The sequence below is a fragment of the Streptomyces sp. NPDC002958 genome (assembly GCF_055563255.1).
This window is the reverse complement of the sequence record NZ_JBVHDS010000002.1, coordinates 148,178-165,999: the sequence shown is the minus strand read 5'-3', so window position 1 is coordinate 165,999 and position 17,822 is coordinate 148,178. Positions and strand designations below refer to the sequence as shown.

Sequence of the window (17,822 nt, the reverse complement as noted above, 5' to 3'; positions counted from 1 at the left end):
CACCCACGAACCGAGGACCAGACACCCATGACCCGCGTGATCGCCGGCTCGGCCGGCGGACGCCGCTTGGCCGTCCCGCCCGGCACCGGCACCCGCCCCACCTCCGACCGTGCGCGCGAGGGCCTCTTCTCCACCTGGGAAGCCCTTATGGGCAGCCTCCACGGCACCCGTATCGCAGATCTGTACGCGGGCTCCGGCGCCGTCGGCCTGGAGGCGCTCTCCCGCGGCGCGGTCCACGCGCTGCTCGTCGAGGCCGACCCCAGGGCCGTCCGCACCGTCCGGGACAACGTCCGCACACTCGGCCTGCCCGGCGCCGAAGTCCGAACCGGCAAAGCGGAACAGATCGTGACGGGTCCGGCGCCCGCGGAGCCGTACGACGTGTTGTTCCTGGACCCGCCGTACGCCGTGACCGACAACGATCTTGGCGAGATACTGCTCACACTCCGTACCCAGGGGTGGCTCACAGCCGATGCGCTCGTCACCGTGGAACGCAGCACCAGAGGCGGAGAATTCAACTGGCCCAAGGGATTCGAGCCACTGCGGGCCCGTCGCTATGGCGAGGGAACGCTTTGGTACGGTCGCGCCGCCTCTACGTGCGAAGACGCACGATGACCGGACCGGAGAGCGAGGGAATCAAGTTGCGCCGCGCCGTCTGTCCGGGGTCATTCGACCCCATCACCAATGGACACCTCGACATCATTGGCCGCGCCTCGAAGCTGTACGACGTCGTACATGTCGCGGTGATGATCAACCAGTCCAAGAAGGGCCTCTTCACGGTCGACGAGCGGATCGACCTGATCCGTCAGGTCACCGCGGACTTCGGCAACGTCCAGGTCGAGTCCTTCCACGGCCTCCTGGTCGACTTCTGCAAGCAGCGCGACATCCCGGCGATCGTGAAGGGCCTGCGGGCCGTCAGCGACTTCGACTACGAGTTGCAGATGGCCCAGATGAACAACGGCCTGTCCGGCGTCGAAACGCTCTTCGTGCCGACCAATCCCACCTACAGCTTCCTGTCTTCCTCCCTGGTCAAGGAGGTCGCCACCTGGGGCGGCGACGTCTCCCACCTGCTGCCGCCGGTGGTCCACGAGGCCCTCATCGAGCGCCTCGCCCAGCGCTGAATCGCTGACGTTCCGTCACCAGGTGTCGGGTGGGCGCCGACTGGCCGTACAGTCGTCCCGTCCGTCTCCAATCGGCTGTAGAGAGTGGCGAGCACACGGTGGACGTGCAGAAGAAGCTCGACGAGATCGTCGAGGCGGTCGGGAGCGCCCGGTCCATGCCCATGTCGGCTTCGTGCGTGGTCAACCGCGCCGAGCTGCTCGCGATGCTCGAAGAGGTGCGAGAGGCCCTGCCCGGCTCCCTCGCCCATGCCCAGGAGCTCATCGGCGGCCGGGAACAGATGGTCGAGCAGGCCCGTCAGGAGGCCGAGCGGATCATCGAGACCGCACACGCCGAACGCACCTCGCTGATCTCCGAGACCGAGGTTGCCAGGCAGTCCCGCAGCGAGGCCGACCGGATCCTCGGCGAAGCCCGCAGGGAGGCCGAGGAGGTTCGCGCCGAGGCCGACGAGTACGTCGACAGCAAGCTCGCCAACTTCGAGGTCGTCCTCACCAAGACCATCGGTTCCGTCGACCGGGGCCGCGAGAAGCTCCTCGGCCGCGGCCAGGCCTTCGACGAGCAGGGATACGAGGACCCGGACTTCGCCGAGGCCCCCGAGCGCAGCACCGACCCGGCCACGCTCCAGCGCCGTGCGGACGAGTACGTCGACACCAAGCTCGGCGCCTTCGAGGCCGTGCTCGCCAAGACCCTGGAGGCGGTCGGTCGCGGTCGGCAGAAGCTGCACGGCCGGGTCGCCACCGACGAACTCGGCGCGCACATGGCCGCCCAGGACGCGGCAGGCAACCAGCGGCACCTGAGCGACGAGGACCACTGGGCCGGCCTCGCCGAGCTCGCCACCCCGGAGCCCCAGCCGGTCCACCAGCAGGCCCAGCCGCACTTCCCCGCACAGGCCCAGCCGAGCTATGCGGAGACGTACGCGTACCAGGAGCAGCCGCAGCAGGATGTCTACGGGTACCAGCAGCAGCCGGACCCGTACGCCGCTTATCAGCAGCAGGGCTACGACCAGAGCCAGGCCCAGATCCCGGTCCAGGGGTACGACAGCTGGCAGCAGCAGCCCGTGCAGCCCCAGCAGGCACTCCAGCCGCAGGGCGAGAGCGCCCTCGACGAGACCAGCCTGTTCGACACCAGCATGATCGACCTGGACCAGCTCCGCCGGTACGAGCAGGAGCGCTGACCGGGCGGGACGGGGCCGGGCGGGACGGGGCCGGGCGGACCGGATTGGGCGGACCGGATTGGGAGCTGAGCGGCGCGTCCAGTATCCTGGCCCTTCGGTCGCGCGTATGTCCGCGATCCCGGCTGCCCGTTTCGAATCCGAATCCGGTCGGCCCTCCCCACACCGCGTGATGCACATGATTTCGAAAGCAGGAAAAGCCCTGAACGGCCACCTCGACCACCGAAACCCCCTCGTGTTCGACACGCACGAGCTGGGTCGGCGTCCCGGTGCCCTCCAGCGGCTGACCCGCTCGGTGGACGCACCCGGTTCGCCGGCCCTCGGCATCGACGGGGTCATCGGTGTGCCGGAAGGCGCACCCGTGGAGCTGGACCTCCGTCTCGAATCGGTCATGGAAGGGGTGCTTGTCACAGGCACCGCCCGTGCGTCGGCCGAGGGGGAGTGCGTAAGGTGTCTGGAGCCGCTGCGCCAAGAGGTTGCGGCGGACTTCCAGGAGATGTTCTCGTACCCTGACGCCGATGACCGGGGCCGCAGCAGCAAGGCGGAACCGGCCGACGACGCCGAGGACGATGAGGACAGGCTCTTCATCGAGGACGGCCTGTTCGACCTCGAACCAGTGCTGCGCGATGCGGTGGTGCTCGCACTGCCGATGCAGCCGGTGTGCCGGGAGTCCTGTGCCGGTCTGTGTTCCGAATGCGGAATCAGGCTGGACGAGAACCCCGGTCACCACCACGATGCCGTCGACATCCGTTGGGCGGCATTGCAAGGACTCGCCGACACCGTTCAGGACGGCGAGAAGGACAACATGGGCGGCGCCGATGCGGGCGTCGACGAGAAGCAGGAGAAGTAGCCGTGGCTGTTCCGAAGCGGAAGATGTCGCGCAGCAACACGCGCCACCGCCGGTCGCAGTGGAAGGCTGCGGTCCCCACCCTGGTTTCGTGTGAGCGTTGCCAGGAGCCGAAGCTGCAGCACATCGCGTGCCCCAGCTGCGGCACGTACAACAAGCGCCAGGTCCTCGAGGTCTGAGCGGCTGGTGAGAGGCCCGATGTCTGAGTTGTCCAACGCCAAGAAGCAGGCAGACAACGTCAACACAGCCTCGTCCCACACGCTTCTGGAAGGGCGGCTCGGGTACCACCTCGAGTCCGCCCTTCTGGTGCGTGCGCTGACCCATCGTTCGTACGCATACGAGAACGGCGGCCTGCCCACCAACGAGCGGCTCGAATTCCTCGGGGATTCGGTGCTCGGTCTGGTGGTCACGGACACGCTGTACCGCACCCACCCCGACCTGCCCGAAGGCCAGCTGGCCAAATTGCGGGCCGCGGTGGTCAACTCGCGTGCACTTGCGGAAGTGGGCCGCGGCCTCGAACTCGGCTCCTTCATCCGGCTCGGCCGTGGTGAAGAGGGCACGGGCGGCAGGGACAAGGCGTCCATCCTCGCCGACACCCTTGAAGCGGTGATCGGCGCGGTCTACCTCGACCAGGGTCTCAGCGCGGCCTCGGAGCTGGTCCACCGGCTCTTCGACCCGCTGATCGACAGGTCCTCGAACCTCGGCGCCGGCCTGGACTGGAAGACCAGCCTCCAGGAGCTCACCGCGAGCGAGAGCCTCGGCGTCCCCGAGTACCTCGTCACGGAGACCGGCCCGGACCACGAGAAGACCTTTACTGCTGCTGCTCGCGTCGGTGGTGTCTCGTACGGCACCGGCACCGGCCGTAGCAAGAAGGAAGCGGAGCAGCAGGCGGCGGAGTCCGCCTGGCGCGAGATCACCGCCGCCGCGGAAGCGCGGGAGGCTGCGGCGAAGGCCGCTGCCGACGGAGGGGTCGCCGACACCCCTGCCGACCCGTCGCCGTCCACGGACGTCGCTCCGGCCTGACCCGAGAACCCCTCGGTGCCCCGCGCACCGGGGGGTTTGTCCTGCCCGGATACTCTTTTCATCTCCGCAGTTCTTTTCTCTTCACCTCTCAGGAGCGATACCGTGCCCGAGCTGCCCGAGGTCGAAGTCGTACGACGTGGTCTTGAGCGCTGGGTCACCGGCCGCACGGTCGGCGATGTCGAGGTGCTGCACCCGCGTGCCGTCCGCCGTCATCCCGCGGGTGGTGTGGACTTCGCGGCCCGGCTCGGCGGGGCCCGCTTCGGAACGGCCATGCGCCGCGGCAAGTACCTCTGGGTGCCGCTGAACGATGCGTCCAGCTCGCTGCTGGGCCACCTCGGCATGAGTGGCCAGCTGCTCGTACAGCCCCAGGAGACACCCGACGAGAAGCATCTGCGCGTACGGATCCGCTTCGACGACTCCCTCGGCACCGAACTGCGCTTCGTCGACCAGCGGACCTTCGGCGGGCTCTCGCTCCATGAGAACACCCCGGACGGCCTGCCGGACACCATCGCGCACATCGCCCGCGACCCCTTGGATCCGGCGTTCGACGACGCGGCGTTCCACACGGCCCTGCGACTGCGCCGTACGACGATCAAGCGAGCTCTGCTCGACCAGTCGTTGATCAGCGGAGTCGGCAACATCTACGCCGACGAGGCGCTCTGGCGCGCAAAGCTGCACTACGACCGGCCGACCGCGACCCTGGCCCGCCCCAAATCGGCCGAGCTGCTGGGCCATGTCCGCGACGTGATGAACGCGGCGCTCGACCAGGGTGGCACCAGCTTCGACAGCCTCTATGTCGATGTGAACGGCGAGTCCGGCTACTTCGCCCGTTCGCTCGACGCGTACGGGCGGGAGGACGAGCCCTGCTATCGCTGCGGTACGCCGATGCGCCGCAGGGCATGGATGAATCGCTCCAGCTACTTCTGCCCGCGCTGCCAGCGACCGCCGCGCGCGACTTCCCACCCTTCCGGCGGTCCGGCCGCCGCTCTCGGCGTCACCACGCGTCACCCGATGGGGTGAGGCTATTGCGAGGGGGCTGGACGCCATGGCCCATCGGCAAGGAGTGCTCCCAGAGCAATTGGCCGGTTAGCGTTCGGGCATGAATGAAGATGTACGACTCACCGCATGGGTACGCGGCCGAGTGCAGCAAGTAGGGTTCCGCTGGTTCACCAGGGCAAACGCTCTGGAGATCGGTGGCCTCACCGGATTCGCCGTCAATCTCGACGACGGCAGGGTGCAGGTCGTCGCCGAGGGGCAACGTGAAAATTGCCACCGTCTGCTGGAGTGGCTGCGCTCCGACGACACACCCGGCCGCGTTGACGGAGTCACTGAGATCTGGGGCACCCCGCGGGGCGGATACGAGGGCTTCGTGATCCGCTGACGCGGGCTCGATCCGGGTCCGTGAGACGGGTTGTGTTCGGACTGTGTTCGACGGGCGGCGTGGGGTGACGGGGTGGGGCGCTCATCTGCATACACATGAAATGACCTGCGGAATGACCGGGTGGTTGCCAAGATTCGGTTGGCGTGCCAGGCTGCGGCAGTAAGGATGATCTCAACGCCCCCGAGGGCCCCGCAGGAGAGTCGCGCCGCATGATCGTCAAGCCGCGCGCCCCGGGGCTGCCCGTCTCTACCGGGCGTGATCGTGTTGACCGTCAAACTTTTTGGTGAGACGCTGAAATCCTCGCGGCACCTTAGCTGTTTGGCAGAGCTGTTTGGCAGCAGAACAGCATTGAATACAGAGCACTGCCGAGCACCGCGGGTGCGATTCCCTCACGACCCACACCGCATCGGTCGGTCACTCAGTGTGGAGGACCATCCATCATGGCAAAGGCGCTTCTCGGTTACGTCGGCGGTTCCGACCCGCGACTCCTCGCCGAGATGCGACGGCTCCAGCAACGCGTCCAGGACCTGGAATCCGAGCTCGTACGGATTCAGGACGAGAACGACGCGCTCAATGCCGCCGCACAGCACCAAGAGTCGCTGCTCGACAGCATCGACATCGACGTACCTCAGGCGGAGCCGGCGCTGACCTGACCGATGGCCCCCAGGGCCGGTCGGGCTGCCGCGTCAGCCGTCCGAGATCCTCACCCGGATCGTCGCCGGATCATTGAAGATCACTGCTCTTGATCTGTCACGTTGGTGACATGTCCTTGATCCGTCATGTGCCGCTGCACCAGCAACACCGCACACGCAATACCGCACAAGATTTACAAGGGGCGCTTCGGCGCCCCTTCTTTCTTTTCCGCCCGGGCCTGTGCGGGACCCGCCCCGGACGTACACCCCTTCCCTTACCGTCTGATGTGCCCTGCACCTTCATCAGCGAAACCGAGAGTGAAAGGTAGAGTCCGGCGGCGTGCACCTCAAGGCCCTGACCCTGCGTGGTTTCAAGTCGTTCGCCTCCGCCACGACGCTGCGGTTCGAACCCGGTATCACGTGCGTCGTCGGGCCCAATGGGTCCGGCAAGTCCAATGTGGTGGACGCGCTCTCCTGGGTCATGGGGGAGCAGGGTGCAAAGTCTCTGCGCGGCGGCAAGATGGAAGATGTGATCTTCGCCGGCACCACCGGACGGCCGCCGCTCGGGCGGGCGGAAGTATCGCTGACCATCGACAATTCCGACGGCGCACTGCCCATCGAGTACGCCGAAGTGACGATCACTCGGATCATGTTCCGCAATGGCGGCAGCGAATACCAGATCAATGGCGACACCTGTCGGCTCCTGGACATCCAGGAACTCCTCTCGGACTCCGGTATCGGCCGGGAGATGCATGTCATCGTCGGCCAGGGCCGGCTGGACTCCGTACTGCACGCCGATCCGATGGGGCGGCGCGCATTCATCGAGGAAGCCGCGGGCGTGCTCAAGCACCGCAAGCGCAAAGAGAAGGCGCTGCGGAAACTGGACGCGATGGGGGCCAATCTGGCCCGCGTCCAGGACCTGACCGACGAACTGCGGCGACAGCTGAAACCGCTGGGCCGGCAGGCGGCCGTGGCGCGCCGGGCCGCCGTCATCCAGGCCGATCTGCGCGACGCCAGGCTGCGGCTCCTCGCCGACGACCTGGTGCGGCTGCACACCGCGCTGCGCAGCGAGATCGCCGACGAAGAGGCGCTCAAGCGGCGCAGGGAGGCCGCGGAGGCGGAGCTCAAGGCGGCGCTGGCGCGCGAGGCGGAGCTGGAGGGCGAGGTACGGCGGCTGGCGCCGCGGCTCCAGCGCGCTCAGCAGACCTGGTACGAGCTGTCGCAGATGGCGGAGCGGGTGCGCGGCACGATCTTGCTGGCCGACGCCCGGGTGAAGAGTGCCACCGCCGCTCCCGAGGAGGAGCGGCGCGGCCGCGATCCGCAGGACATGGAGCGGGAGGCCGCCCGCATCCGGGAGCAGGAGGCGGAACTGGAGGCCGCACTGGAGGCGGCGGAACACGCCTTGGAGGACACCGCCGCCCATCGCGCCGACCTGGAACGGGAGTTGGCGGCCGAGGAGCGCAGGCTCAAGGACGCCGCCCGCGCCATCGCGGACCGCCGCGAAGGGCTCGCCCGGCTGAACGGACAGGTCAACGCGGCCCGCAGCCGGGCCGGTTCGGCGCAGGCCGAGATCGACCGGCTGGCCGCTTCCCGCGACGAGGCGCAGGAACGGGCGGCCGCCGCGCAGGAGGAGTACGAACAGCTCAAGGCCGAGGTCGAGGGCCTGGACGCGGGCGATGCGGAGCTGGGCGAGCGGCACGACGCCGCCAAGCGGGAACTCACGGAGGCGGAGGCGGCGCTCTCCGCGGCTCGGGAGGCCGCCACCGCCGCCGAACGGAAGCGCGCGGCGGTCGCGGCCCGCCATGAAGCGCTGGCCCTGGGCCTGCGCCGCAAGGACGGCACAGGTGTGCTGCTCGGCGCGCAGGACCGCCTGTCGGGCCTGCGTGGCCTGGCCGCGGAACTCCTGACGGTGGCGCCCGGGTACGAGGTGGCGGTGGCGGCGGCCCTGGGCGCGGCGGCGGACGCGGTCGCGGCTACGGACCCGGCCACGGCGGCGGAAGCGATCCGGCTGCTGCGCAAGCAGGACGCGGGGCGGGCGGCGTTGCTGCTGGGTGGGGTGCGCGCCGGGGTGGCTGATCACGGTGGTGCTGCCGATGCCTCTGGTGCTTCCCATGCCTCTGGTGCCTCTGGTGCTGGTGGCGCGGGTGGCGCGGGTGATGCGGGTGATGCGGGTGATGCGGGTGGTGCCGGTGTGACCGGAGCGTCCGTTGGAGCCCCGCCCGTTGTGGCCGACCTCGTCCGCGGGCCCGTCGAACTGATCGGCGCAGTACGGAGGCTGGTGCGGGACATGGTGGTCGTCGGCACCCTGGAGGATGCCGAGGACCTCGTCGCCGTACACCCGGAGCTGACGGCCGTGACCGTCGAGGGGGACATCCTCTCGGCCCACTTTGCGTACGGCGGTTCCGCCGGGGCGCCGAGCCTCCTCGAAGTGCAGGCATCGGTCGACGAGGCCGCCGCACAGCTGGAGGAACTGGCCGTACGGTGCGCGGAGCTGACCGATGCGCAGTGGCTCGCGGGGGAGCGGCGCAGTGCGAGTGCCGGGCTGGTCGAGGAGTTGGGGGAGCGGCGTCGGGCCGCCGAGCGGGAGAAGTCCGGGGTGGCCCAGCAACTCGGGCGGCTCGCCGGGCAGGCCCGCGGTGCCGCGGGCGAGGCCGAGCGGATGACCGCGTCCGCCGCCCGTGCCCAGGAGGCGCTGGAGCGCGCGACGGAGGAGGCCGAGGAGCTGGCCGAGCGGCTGCTCGTCGCCGAGGAGATGCCGGTCGAGGAGGAGCCGGACACCTCCGTACGCGACCGGCTCGCCGCCGACGGTGCCAACGCACGCCAGACCGAGATGGAGGCCCGCCTCCAGGTACGTACCCATGAGGAGAGAGTCAAGGGACTCGCGGGCCGCGCGGACTCCCTCGACCGGGGCGCCCGCGCCGAACGCGAGGCCCGCGCCCGCGCCGAGCAGCGCCGCGCCCGGCTGCGGCACGAGGTGGCGGTGGCCTCGGCCGTCGCGTCCGGCGCCCGTCAGCTGCTCGCCCATGTCGAGGTGTCCGTCGTACGGGCCGAGCAGCAGCGGGTCGCGGCCGAGGCGGCGAAGGCGGAGCGGGAACAGGAACTGGCGACCGAGCGCAACCTGGGCCGCGAGCTCAAGAGCGAGCTGGACAAGCTCACCGACTCCGTCCACCGCGGCGAGGTGCTCGGTGCAGAGAAGCGGCTGCGGATAGAGCAGCTGGAGGCGAAGGCGCTGGAGGAGCTGGGTGTCGAGCCGGCCGGGCTGGCCGCCGAGTACGGCCCCGACCAGCTCGTACCGCCGTCGCCGGCCGCCGAGGGCGAGGAGCTGCCGGAGGATCCGGAGCACCCGCGCAACCAGCCGAAGCCGTTCGTCAGGGCCGAGCAGGAGAAGCGGCTGAAGTCGGCCGAACGGGCGTATCAGCAACTCGGGAAGGTGAATCCGCTCGCTCTTGAGGAGTTCTCGGCGCTGGAGGAACGGCACAAATTCCTCTCCGAGCAGCTCGAAGACCTGAAGAAGACCCGGGCCGACCTGATACAGGTCATCAAGGAGGTAGACGAGCGGGTCGAGCAGGTGTTCACGGATGCGTACCGGGACACGGCCCGTGAGTTCGAGGGTGTCTTCTCGCGGCTCTTCCCGGGTGGTGAGGGGCGGCTCATCCTGACCGACCCGGACAATATGCTCGCCACCGGTGTGGACGTCGAGGCCCGGCCGCCCGGCAAGAAGGTCAAGCGGCTCTCGCTGCTGTCCGGCGGGGAACGCTCGCTCACGGCGGTGGCGTTGCTGGTCTCGATCTTCAAGGCCCGGCCGAGCCCGTTCTATGTGATGGACGAGGTCGAGGCGGCGCTCGACGACACCAATCTGCAGCGGCTGATCCGGATCATGGAGGAGCTCCAGGAGAGCTCGCAGCTGATCGTGATCACGCACCAGAAGCGGACGATGGAGGTCGCGGACGCGCTGTACGGCGTCTCGATGCAAGGCGACGGCGTCTCCAAGGTCATCAGCCAGCGGCTGCGCTGAGCCTTTACTCAATTTTCAATACTTCAACGCATCTTTTGGGTGCGCCTGGTCGATTTGCGTAATTTCCGATATTTACTTCGAAAATTGAACGAATATGCTCTGCAAATTTTCCTTTACCTTCAAGTGGTGGCAGGTGGGAAGTTATGCGCCACTTGGAGGAGCTCAGCCCCCAAAAGACACGAGAGCTCACCCCGACACCTGACGACGCGGCCAGGCATCAGGAGTACACGTGACCAGCACAGCGCAGGGACCGGCGTCCGGAGCCCGAGAGGCCCACCCGGACCACCTCGGCCATGTCATCTTCATCACGGCAGCCGCTGCCATGGGCGGCTTCCTGTTCGGCTACGACAGCTCCGTCATCAATGGCGCCGTCGAGGCGATCCGCAGCCGGTACGGCATCGGCTCGGGAACGCTCGCCCAGGTCATCGCCATCGCCCTGATCGGCTGCGCGATCGGCGCGGCCACGGCGGGGCGCATCGCCGACCGCATCGGCCGTATCCGCTGCATGCAGATCGCCGCCGTGCTCTTCACCGTCAGCGCCATCGGCTCAGCCCTCCCGTTCGCGCTCTGGGACCTGGCGATGTGGCGCATCATCGGCGGCTTCGCCATCGGCATGGCCTCGGTGATCGGCCCGGCGTACATCGCCGAGGTCTCGCCGCCCGCCTACCGCGGCCGTCTCGGCTCCTTCCAGCAGGCCGCGATCGTCACCGGCATCGCCATCTCCCAGCTGGTCAACTACGGCATTCTGCAGCTCGCCGACGGCGATCAGCGCGGCGAGATCGGCGGCATCGAGGCCTGGCAGTGGATGCTCGGCGTGATGGTCGTCCCCGCTGCCCTGTACGGGCTCCTGTCGTTCGCGATCCCCGAGTCGCCGCGGTTCCTGATCTCGGTGGGCAAGAAGGGCCGGGCCCGGCAGATCCTGGAGGAGGTCGAAGGCAAGAACGTCGACCTCGACGCCCGGGTGGCCGAGATCGAAACCGCCATGCACCGTGAGTACAAGTCCACGTTCAAGGACCTGCTCGGCGGCCGCTTCGGTTTCCTGCCGATCGTCTGGGTCGGTATCGGCCTCTCGGTCTTCCAGCAACTCGTCGGCATCAACGTGGCGTTCTACTACTCGGCGACGCTCTGGCAGTCCGTCGGCATCGATCCGGAGGTCTCGTTCTTCTATTCCTTCACCACGTCGATCATCAACATCGTCGGTACCGTGATCGCGATGGTGCTGGTGGACCGGGTGGGCCGCAAGCCGCTCGCGCTGGTCGGCTCCACCGGTATGGCCATCGCCCTCGCCTTCGAGGCGTGGGCCTTCTCCGCCCACCTGGTCGACGGCAAACTGCCTCACACCCAGGGCATCGTGGCGCTCGTCGCGGCCCATGTGTTCGTGCTCTTCTTCGCCCTGTCGTGGGGTGTCGTGGTCTGGGTCTTCCTCGGCGAGATGTTCCCGAACAGGATCCGCGCCGCCGCGCTCGGCATCGCCGCGTCCGCGCAGTGGATCGCCAACTGGGCGATCACCGCGAGCTTCCCGAGCCTGTCCGACTGGAACCTGTCGGGCACGTACATCATCTACGCATGCTTCGCCACGCTCTCGATCCCCTTCGTGCTCAAGCTCGTGAAGGAGACCAAGGGCAAGGCGTTGGAGGAGATGGGCTGATCCCCGCTGCCCCTCCCCGACCACGGAGTGCCCTGGCCCTTATCTGCGGGCCGGGCAGTTCCGGTGGACCGGGTCAGCGCGCGACCGCGTCGCAGAACAGCCGCAGACTGCGCCACCCCTCCTCGACCGGCATCCCGCCGCACAGCGGATGCAGTACCAGGCTGTCCAGTTCCCCGACCGCACCCGCGCACTCGTCCGGAGTGATGACCCGGTAGACCCCTTCGTCCCGCAGCTCCGCCACCGTTGTCGCCGCCGAACGCACGGCCGAGCGGATGTCCTTGGACTGCCAGGAGGCGTACGTGCGAGCCTCGTGCAGGAAGTGCTCGCCGTACTCCGCCCAGGTCCGGTCCGGGTCCTCGGACACGTGCAGCAGCGGCGTCCGGGCGGACGGCATCATGCAGAAGCCTTCCGTCCCGAATTCCGCACGCTGCTCCTGGTAGTACGCCTCCAGCTCAGGCAGATGCGCGCTCGGGAAGAACGGCAACCCGAACCGGGCCGCCCGCCGAGCCGCCGCCCGCGAGCTGCCGCCCACCAGCAGCAGCGGATGCGGCCGGGTGTACGGGCGCGGCGTGATCCGGACCGTACGGCCCCGGAACAGGAACGGCTCCCCGGTCCACGCCTGCAACAGGGTCTCCAGGAGCTCGTCCTGGAGCCTGCCGCGCCTGCCCCATTCGACGCCCGCCTGTTCGTACTCCTCGGGCCGGTAGCCGATCCCCGCCACCGTGACCAGCCTGCCCGCACTCAGCAGGTCCAGGACCGCGATGTCCTCGGCCAGCCGCAGCGGGTCGTGCAGCGGGCCGATGGCCGCCGAGACGGTGACCGCGATCCGGCGGGTGGCGCCGAAGACCGAGCCGGCGAAGACGAAGGGGGAGGGCAGCCAGGAGTTGGCGGCGCCGTGGTGTTCCTCGGTCTGTACGGTGTCGACACCATGCTCATCGGCGTACGCGGCCATCGCCAGCGCGGCGCGGTAGCGGGCCGAGAGCGACTCGGGGGTGGCGTCGGGATCGACGAGATTGAACCGGACCACTGTGAAGGCCATGACACTTGTCCCCTCCGTCGGGCGGACTCGGCGAGGCGGGACAGTAACTGACGTAGCGTCAGAAGTGTAGGGGTGTGTCGCCTTCGGACCGTCGCCCGCGCCCCGCCCGGCGGGACGCGGCAGGATCGCGTGCGGCGCCGCGGAGACGGCGATCGTGGCCGCCCCGGCCCAGACCGTGGCGCCCGATCCAGGTGGTGGCGAGCGGGCCGCAGAGCCACTCCACGCCGGTGAAGAGCAAGCCTGTCACCAGGCCCGCGGCCCACGCGGCCGCGGCCGTCACGGCAAGCCGCCGGTGTGCCAGTAGGTGCCCGCCGGTGTGGCGCCCAGGAGCGCCGCCGCGCCGGCCGAGGACGGCCCGGGAGGGTGCCATGCCGGGAGCCCCGCCCTGCTTGCCCGCGATGGAGGCCGGGCCGACGAGCCCGAAGCTGACGACCGGCGCCGCGATCGCGACGGCCCGGTACCTGCCAGAAGCGACGGCCGGTACCTGCCAGAAGTTCAGTCCGTTGAAGACGATCAGCCCCGCACCCATGGTGAGCAAGAGCACGGTCAGGTTCGCGCCGACCCAGGTGGGGGAGAGGGGCCGGACTCGGTCGGTGCGCCCGCTGTCGGGGGCGGGCTCCAGGTCACGGGTCTCCACGGCCAGGACCGTATCTTTACCGCCAAAGGGTGCATAACGGGTAAGAGGGGTGTGGAGGTGATCCTTCGGGGCGGCACACGCGGGCGGACGTGACTGATACTGGGTGGGTTATGGAATTCGTCATCCTTGCTGTAGTCATCGCCCTGGTCGCGGTCGGCGTGATCAGCGGGCTCGTGGTCAGCAGCCGCAAGAAGAGGCAGCTGCCCCCGGCGCCGTCGAGCACGCCGACCATCACTCCTCCCGCCGAGCCCCATGTCGGCGAGGAAGCCGAAAAGCCGCGCGAGGAACCGCGCCGCACCATCGAGGAGGTCGGCCCCCCTTCGGCCGAGGCTCCCGCCGAGGAAGCTCCGGAAGCTGTCGAGGCCATCGAGCCGGAGGTGCCCACCGCCCCCGCCCTCGAAGTGCCCGAGCCCACCGCCGGGCGACTGGTACGGCTGCGTGCCCGGCTCGCCCGCTCGCAGAACTCCCTGGGCAAGGGGCTGCTCACGCTCCTGTCCCGCGACAACCTCGACGAGGACACCTGGGAGGAGATCGAGGACACCCTCCTCACCGCCGACGTCGGTGTCGCACCCACCCAGGAACTGGTGGAGCGGCTCCGCGAACGCGTCCGCGTCCTCGGCACCCGTACCCCCGAAGGGCTGCGCGCGCTGCTGCGCGAGGAGCTCCTCACCCTGCTCGGTACCGACTTCGACCGTGTGGTCAAGACGGAGAGCGGTGTCGACACCCCCGGTGTCGTGATGGTCGTCGGCGTCAACGGAACCGGCAAGACCACCACCACCGGCAAGCTGGCCAGGGTGCTCGTCGCCGACGGCCGCAGCGTGGTGCTCGGTGCGGCCGACACCTTCCGGGCCGCCGCCGCCGACCAGCTGCAGACCTGGGGCGAGCGCGTCGGTGCCCGCACCGTGCGCGGCCCCGAGGGCGGCGACCCCGCGTCGATCGCCTTCGACGCGGTGAAGGAGGGCATTGCCGAGGGCGCCGATGTCGTCCTCATCGACACCGCGGGACGGCTGCACACCAAGACCGGGCTCATGGACGAGCTCGGCAAGGTCAAGCGGGTTGTCGAGAAGCACGGACCGCTCGACGAGATCCTGCTCGTCCTCGACGCCACGACCGGGCAGAACGGCCTGGTGCAGGCCCGGGTGTTCGCCGAGGTCGTCGACATCACCGGCATCGTGCTCACCAAGCTGGACGGCACCGCCAAGGGCGGCATCGTCATCGCCGTCCAGCGTGAACTGGGCGTACCGGTGAAGCTGGTCGGTCTCGGCGAGGGGTCGGACGATCTGGCTCCGTTCGAGCCGGAGGCGTTCGTGGATGCCCTGATCGGAGACTGACGCCTCTCGCGTACGCGTGAAGAGCCCGACCGCATGACGTAGCTGCGGTCGGGCTCTTCGGCGTAACGGGCCTTGCGCCTTGTCAGGCTCTGTGGCCGCGAGAGCGATCACCGATTGAGCGACCACGACGGCGAGAGCCCACCTCCGCGAAAGCGGCGGCGGTTCAGCCGAAAAGGGGCGTTCAGTCGTGAAGGCGCGTTCAGTCGCGCAGCGGCGCGCGATGGCAGCTGTACGCCAGCGTGCCCAGCAGCAACCGTGCCTGCGGCGGCGCGGCCGCCGTGTCCAGCACCGGCGGGCGCAGCCACCGGACCGGGCCGAGACCGCCCTCGTCGGACGGTGGGGCGGTGATGTGGCGGCCGGGCCCCAGCGCCCGCAGATCCAGCCCCGCGTCGTCCCAGCCCATCCGGTACAGCAGCTGCGGGAGCTCGGCGGCGGCCCCCGGGGCCACGAAGAACTGGGCCCGCCCGGCCGGTGTCACCGAGACCGGGCCGAGCGGCAGTCCCATCCGTTCCATGCGCACCAGGGCCCTGCGCCCGGCCGCTTCGGTGACGTCGAGGATGTCGAAGGTGCGGCCCACCGGCAGCAGCATCGAGGCGCCCGGCACCCGGGCCCAGGCGTCCGCCGCCGTGCCGAGCGTGGCGCCTGCGGGGACCTCGGGGGCGAAGTCCAGCGGATGGGCGCCGGGGGAGGGGCAATCCGCCTCCCCGCACGAACAGCGGCCGGCCGCGGCCCGCGCTCCCGGCGCGACGGCCCAGCCCCACAGTCCTGTGTACTCGGCCACTGCTGTGCACTCGGCCGCACGGCCGCGGCGCCGTGAGCCGGTGCGCATCTCGCGGATGCCGCCGATCGTGAAGCCCATGCCCCCTCCAACGGGTCCGACTCGCCGGTGGTTACGACGCGGATCGGAGTCGTAACGCTCCGTCGTCAGCGTCGATCGTGGCGTGCCGGTGCACTCGGGGTCGTGCGACATGGTTCGCGCGCCCCGTCGTGCGTCACTGCGCCCGCTGCTGATCGCCGTGTGTCAAGTGAATCGCGACCGACGGTGGTGGCGTTCATTCGAAGGGGTGGCGAATGGTGGCGATTCTGTAATCGCCCTCGCGGAGGGCGTGATCGTAGGATTACTGTCGGTACGCGGGTCGTGGAAGTATGTGCACCCATGGGTATGCCGGAGGCAACCCGATTTCCTGTCCGAGCGTGCGCAGCCTCCGTATGGGCGGCATCGGATCAGGGCATTCTGATAAAGGTTCGCGCGACAGTATTCGGCGGGATTGGGGCGTTCCAGTGAGTGGCAGCGGCGCAGGCGATTCGAATGCCGGTAAGCGCCCCAATGGGCAATTGGGCTCATGGTTCGTGCGCAGCGGCTGGTCGAAGGGCGAGCTGGCGCGGCAGGTGAACCGCCGGGCGCGCCAGATGGGCGCCCACCACATCAGCACCGACACCTCGCGGGTGCGGCGCTGGCTCGACGGTGAACAGCCGCGTGAGCCGATCCCTCGAATCCTCTCCGAGCTCTTCTCGGAGCGCTTCGGCTCCGTCGTCGCCATCGAGGACCTCGGGCTGCGCTCCGCGCACCAGTCACCATCCGTTGCCGGCGTCGACCTGCCCTGGGCGGGCCCACAGACCGTCGCCCTGCTCAGCGAGTTCTCCCGCAGCGATCTCATGCTCGCCCGCCGCGGATTCCTCGGCTCCTCGCTCGTCCTGGCCGCGGGACCCGCCCTCATCGAACCCATGCAGCGCTGGCTGGTGCCCGTCGCCGCCACCGGACCCGCACAGCCGGAGTCGCCCGCTGCGGCCCGTCGCCCCTCCCGGCTCTCCGGCCCCGAGCTCGACCTGCTGGAGTCCACCACCGCGATGTTCCGTCAGTGGGACGCGCAGTGCGGCGGCGGACTGCGCCGAAAGGCTGTCGTCGGACAGCTCCACGAGGTCACCGACCTGTTGCAGGAACCCCAGCCGGCGGCCACCGCCAAGCGGCTTTTTCGGTGCGCGGCCGAACTGGCGGAGCTGGCCGGCTGGATGAGCTACGACGTCGGCCTCCATCCCACCGCCCAGAAGTACTTCGTCCTTGCGCTCCACGCCTCGAAGGAGGCCGGCGACAAACCGCTCGGTTCGTATGTTCTGTCCAGTATGAGCCGCCAGATGATCCACCTCGGACGGCCCGACGACGCCCTCGAACTGATCCACCTCGCGCAGTACGGCAGCCGCGACTGCGCCACCCCGCGCACCCAGGCCATGCTGTATGCGATGGAGGCCCGCGCCTACGCCAACATGGGCCAGCCCAGCAAGTGCAAACGAGCCGTCCGGATGGCCGAGGACACCTTCCTCGACGTCGGGATCGACGGCGAGCCCGAGCCCGACTGGATCCGCTTCTTCACGGAGGCCGAGCTCAACGGCGAGAACTCCCATTCGTACCGCGACCTCGCCTATGTCGCAGGCCGCAGCCCCACCTACGCCACGCTCGCCGAACCCCTCATGAAGAAGGCCGTGCAGCTCTTCGGCGAGGACGACGAGCACCAGCGGTCGTACGCACTCAACCTGATCGGCCTCGCCACCGTCCACCTCCTCCAGCGCGAGCCCGAGCAGTCCACGGTGCTGGCCGAGAAGGCGCTGCGCGTCGCCAAGAAGATCCGCTCCGAGCGCGTCAACACCCGTCTCCGCAAGACCGTCGACACCGCTGCCAGGGACTTCGGGGACATTCCCGAGGTCGCCAGGCTCACCGATCTCCTCACCCAGCAGCTGCCCGAGACCGCAGAAGCGGTCTGAACGGCACCCCCGGCCCCGGCCACGGCGACCACCCCGCACAGACCGACTTCGGCTCCCCCATTGCCAGGTCAGCGGGTGGTCGGCGTGGCCGGTTCATGTTGCCGTTCCCGTACGGGAGAGTTGTAACCGCACCGTATGCGGCCCCGGCCGCAGAGTAGGCCCGACACCGGATACGCCACGGTCGGTTCATGGGGACGTAACACGCCGGACCTCTTCGTCACTGTC

The 17,822-nt window shown here is 69.2% G+C and carries 15 protein-coding genes and 1 pseudogene; 13 read left to right on the top strand and 3 right to left on the bottom strand.

Annotation, left to right across the window (positions count from 1 at the left end):
* Positions 1-27: 27 nt before the first annotated feature.
* The 11 genes from rsmD to ACZ3IC_RS04165 all read left to right on the top strand — a co-directional run bounded on the left by rsmD (position 28) and on the right by ACZ3IC_RS04165 (position 11,833).
* Positions 28-612, top strand: coding sequence for a 16S rRNA (guanine(966)-N(2))-methyltransferase RsmD (gene rsmD / locus ACZ3IC_RS04215; protein ID WP_467412438.1), 585 nt, complete (start codon positions 28-30; stop codon positions 610-612).
* A 26-nt stretch (positions 613-638) separates the two neighbouring features.
* Positions 639-1,118, top strand: coding sequence for a pantetheine-phosphate adenylyltransferase (gene coaD, locus ACZ3IC_RS04210; RefSeq protein WP_467413114.1), 480 nt, complete (start codon positions 639-641; stop codon positions 1,116-1,118).
* A gap of 98 nt (positions 1,119-1,216) precedes the next feature.
* Positions 1,217-2,290, top strand: a complete 1,074-nt coding sequence (locus tag ACZ3IC_RS04205; RefSeq protein ID WP_467412437.1) for an ATP synthase subunit B family protein — start codon at positions 1,217-1,219, stop codon at positions 2,288-2,290.
* A 175-nt stretch (positions 2,291-2,465) separates the two neighbouring features.
* A complete protein-coding gene (locus ACZ3IC_RS04200; protein WP_467412434.1) occupies positions 2,466-3,137 on the top strand; it encodes a YceD family protein in 672 nt (223 codons plus the stop codon).
* A gap of 2 nt (positions 3,138-3,139) precedes the next feature.
* Positions 3,140-3,313 carry a 50S ribosomal protein L32 gene (gene rpmF / locus ACZ3IC_RS04195; RefSeq protein ID WP_003965982.1) on the top strand — a complete coding sequence of 58 codons (174 nt, stop codon included), beginning with the start codon at positions 3,140-3,142 and terminating at the stop codon, positions 3,311-3,313.
* A gap of 19 nt (positions 3,314-3,332) precedes the next feature.
* A complete protein-coding gene (rnc, locus tag ACZ3IC_RS04190) occupies positions 3,333-4,157 on the top strand; it encodes a ribonuclease III (RefSeq protein WP_467412433.1) in 825 nt (274 codons plus the stop codon).
* A 102-nt stretch (positions 4,158-4,259) separates the two neighbouring features.
* Positions 4,260-5,177: a bifunctional DNA-formamidopyrimidine glycosylase/DNA-(apurinic or apyrimidinic site) lyase gene (gene mutM / locus ACZ3IC_RS04185; protein ID WP_467412431.1), complete on the top strand. Its 918-nt coding sequence runs from the start codon at positions 4,260-4,262 to the stop codon at positions 5,175-5,177.
* A gap of 79 nt (positions 5,178-5,256) precedes the next feature.
* Positions 5,257-5,538, top strand: coding sequence for an acylphosphatase (locus tag ACZ3IC_RS04180; RefSeq protein WP_467412429.1), 282 nt, complete (start codon positions 5,257-5,259; stop codon positions 5,536-5,538).
* A 440-nt stretch (positions 5,539-5,978) separates the two neighbouring features.
* Positions 5,979-6,191 carry a hypothetical protein gene (locus ACZ3IC_RS04175; protein ID WP_018551753.1) on the top strand — a complete coding sequence of 71 codons (213 nt, stop codon included), beginning with the start codon at positions 5,979-5,981 and terminating at the stop codon, positions 6,189-6,191.
* A gap of 319 nt (positions 6,192-6,510) precedes the next feature.
* Positions 6,511-10,185 (top strand): AAA family ATPase, encoded by a 3,675-nt coding sequence (locus ACZ3IC_RS04170; RefSeq protein WP_467412427.1) that lies wholly within the window; start codon positions 6,511-6,513, stop codon positions 10,183-10,185.
* Positions 10,186-10,414: 229 nt separating this feature from the next.
* On the top strand, positions 10,415-11,833 hold the full coding sequence (locus ACZ3IC_RS04165) for a sugar porter family MFS transporter (protein ID WP_467412425.1): 1,419 nt from the start codon (positions 10,415-10,417) through the stop codon (positions 11,831-11,833).
* A gap of 73 nt (positions 11,834-11,906) precedes the next feature.
* On the opposite strand, the gene ACZ3IC_RS04160 is transcribed toward ACZ3IC_RS04165, so the two are convergent.
* Positions 11,907-12,872, bottom strand: a complete 966-nt coding sequence (locus tag ACZ3IC_RS04160; RefSeq protein WP_467412422.1) for an LLM class flavin-dependent oxidoreductase — start codon at positions 12,870-12,872, stop codon at positions 11,907-11,909.
* 334 nt (positions 12,873-13,206) lie between these two features.
* Positions 13,207-13,509, bottom strand: a pseudogene (locus ACZ3IC_RS04155) (cytosine permease); the annotation flags it as partial.
* 110 nt (positions 13,510-13,619) lie between these two features.
* Between ACZ3IC_RS04155 and ftsY the strand changes: the two are divergent.
* Complete coding sequence (gene ftsY, locus ACZ3IC_RS04150; protein ID WP_467412421.1) at positions 13,620-14,840, top strand: signal recognition particle-docking protein FtsY; 1,221 nt, start codon at positions 13,620-13,622, stop codon at positions 14,838-14,840.
* 199 nt (positions 14,841-15,039) lie between these two features.
* On the opposite strand, the gene ACZ3IC_RS04145 is transcribed toward ftsY, so the two are convergent.
* Positions 15,040-15,699: a bifunctional DNA primase/polymerase gene (locus tag ACZ3IC_RS04145; RefSeq protein ID WP_467412419.1), complete on the bottom strand. Its 660-nt coding sequence runs from the start codon at positions 15,697-15,699 to the stop codon at positions 15,040-15,042.
* 422 nt (positions 15,700-16,121) lie between these two features.
* On the opposite strand from ACZ3IC_RS04145, the gene nsdA reads away from it, so the two are divergent.
* Positions 16,122-17,597: a transcriptional repressor NsdA gene (gene nsdA / locus ACZ3IC_RS04140; protein WP_467412417.1), complete on the top strand. Its 1,476-nt coding sequence runs from the start codon at positions 16,122-16,124 to the stop codon at positions 17,595-17,597.
* Positions 17,598-17,822 lie beyond the last annotated feature (225 nt).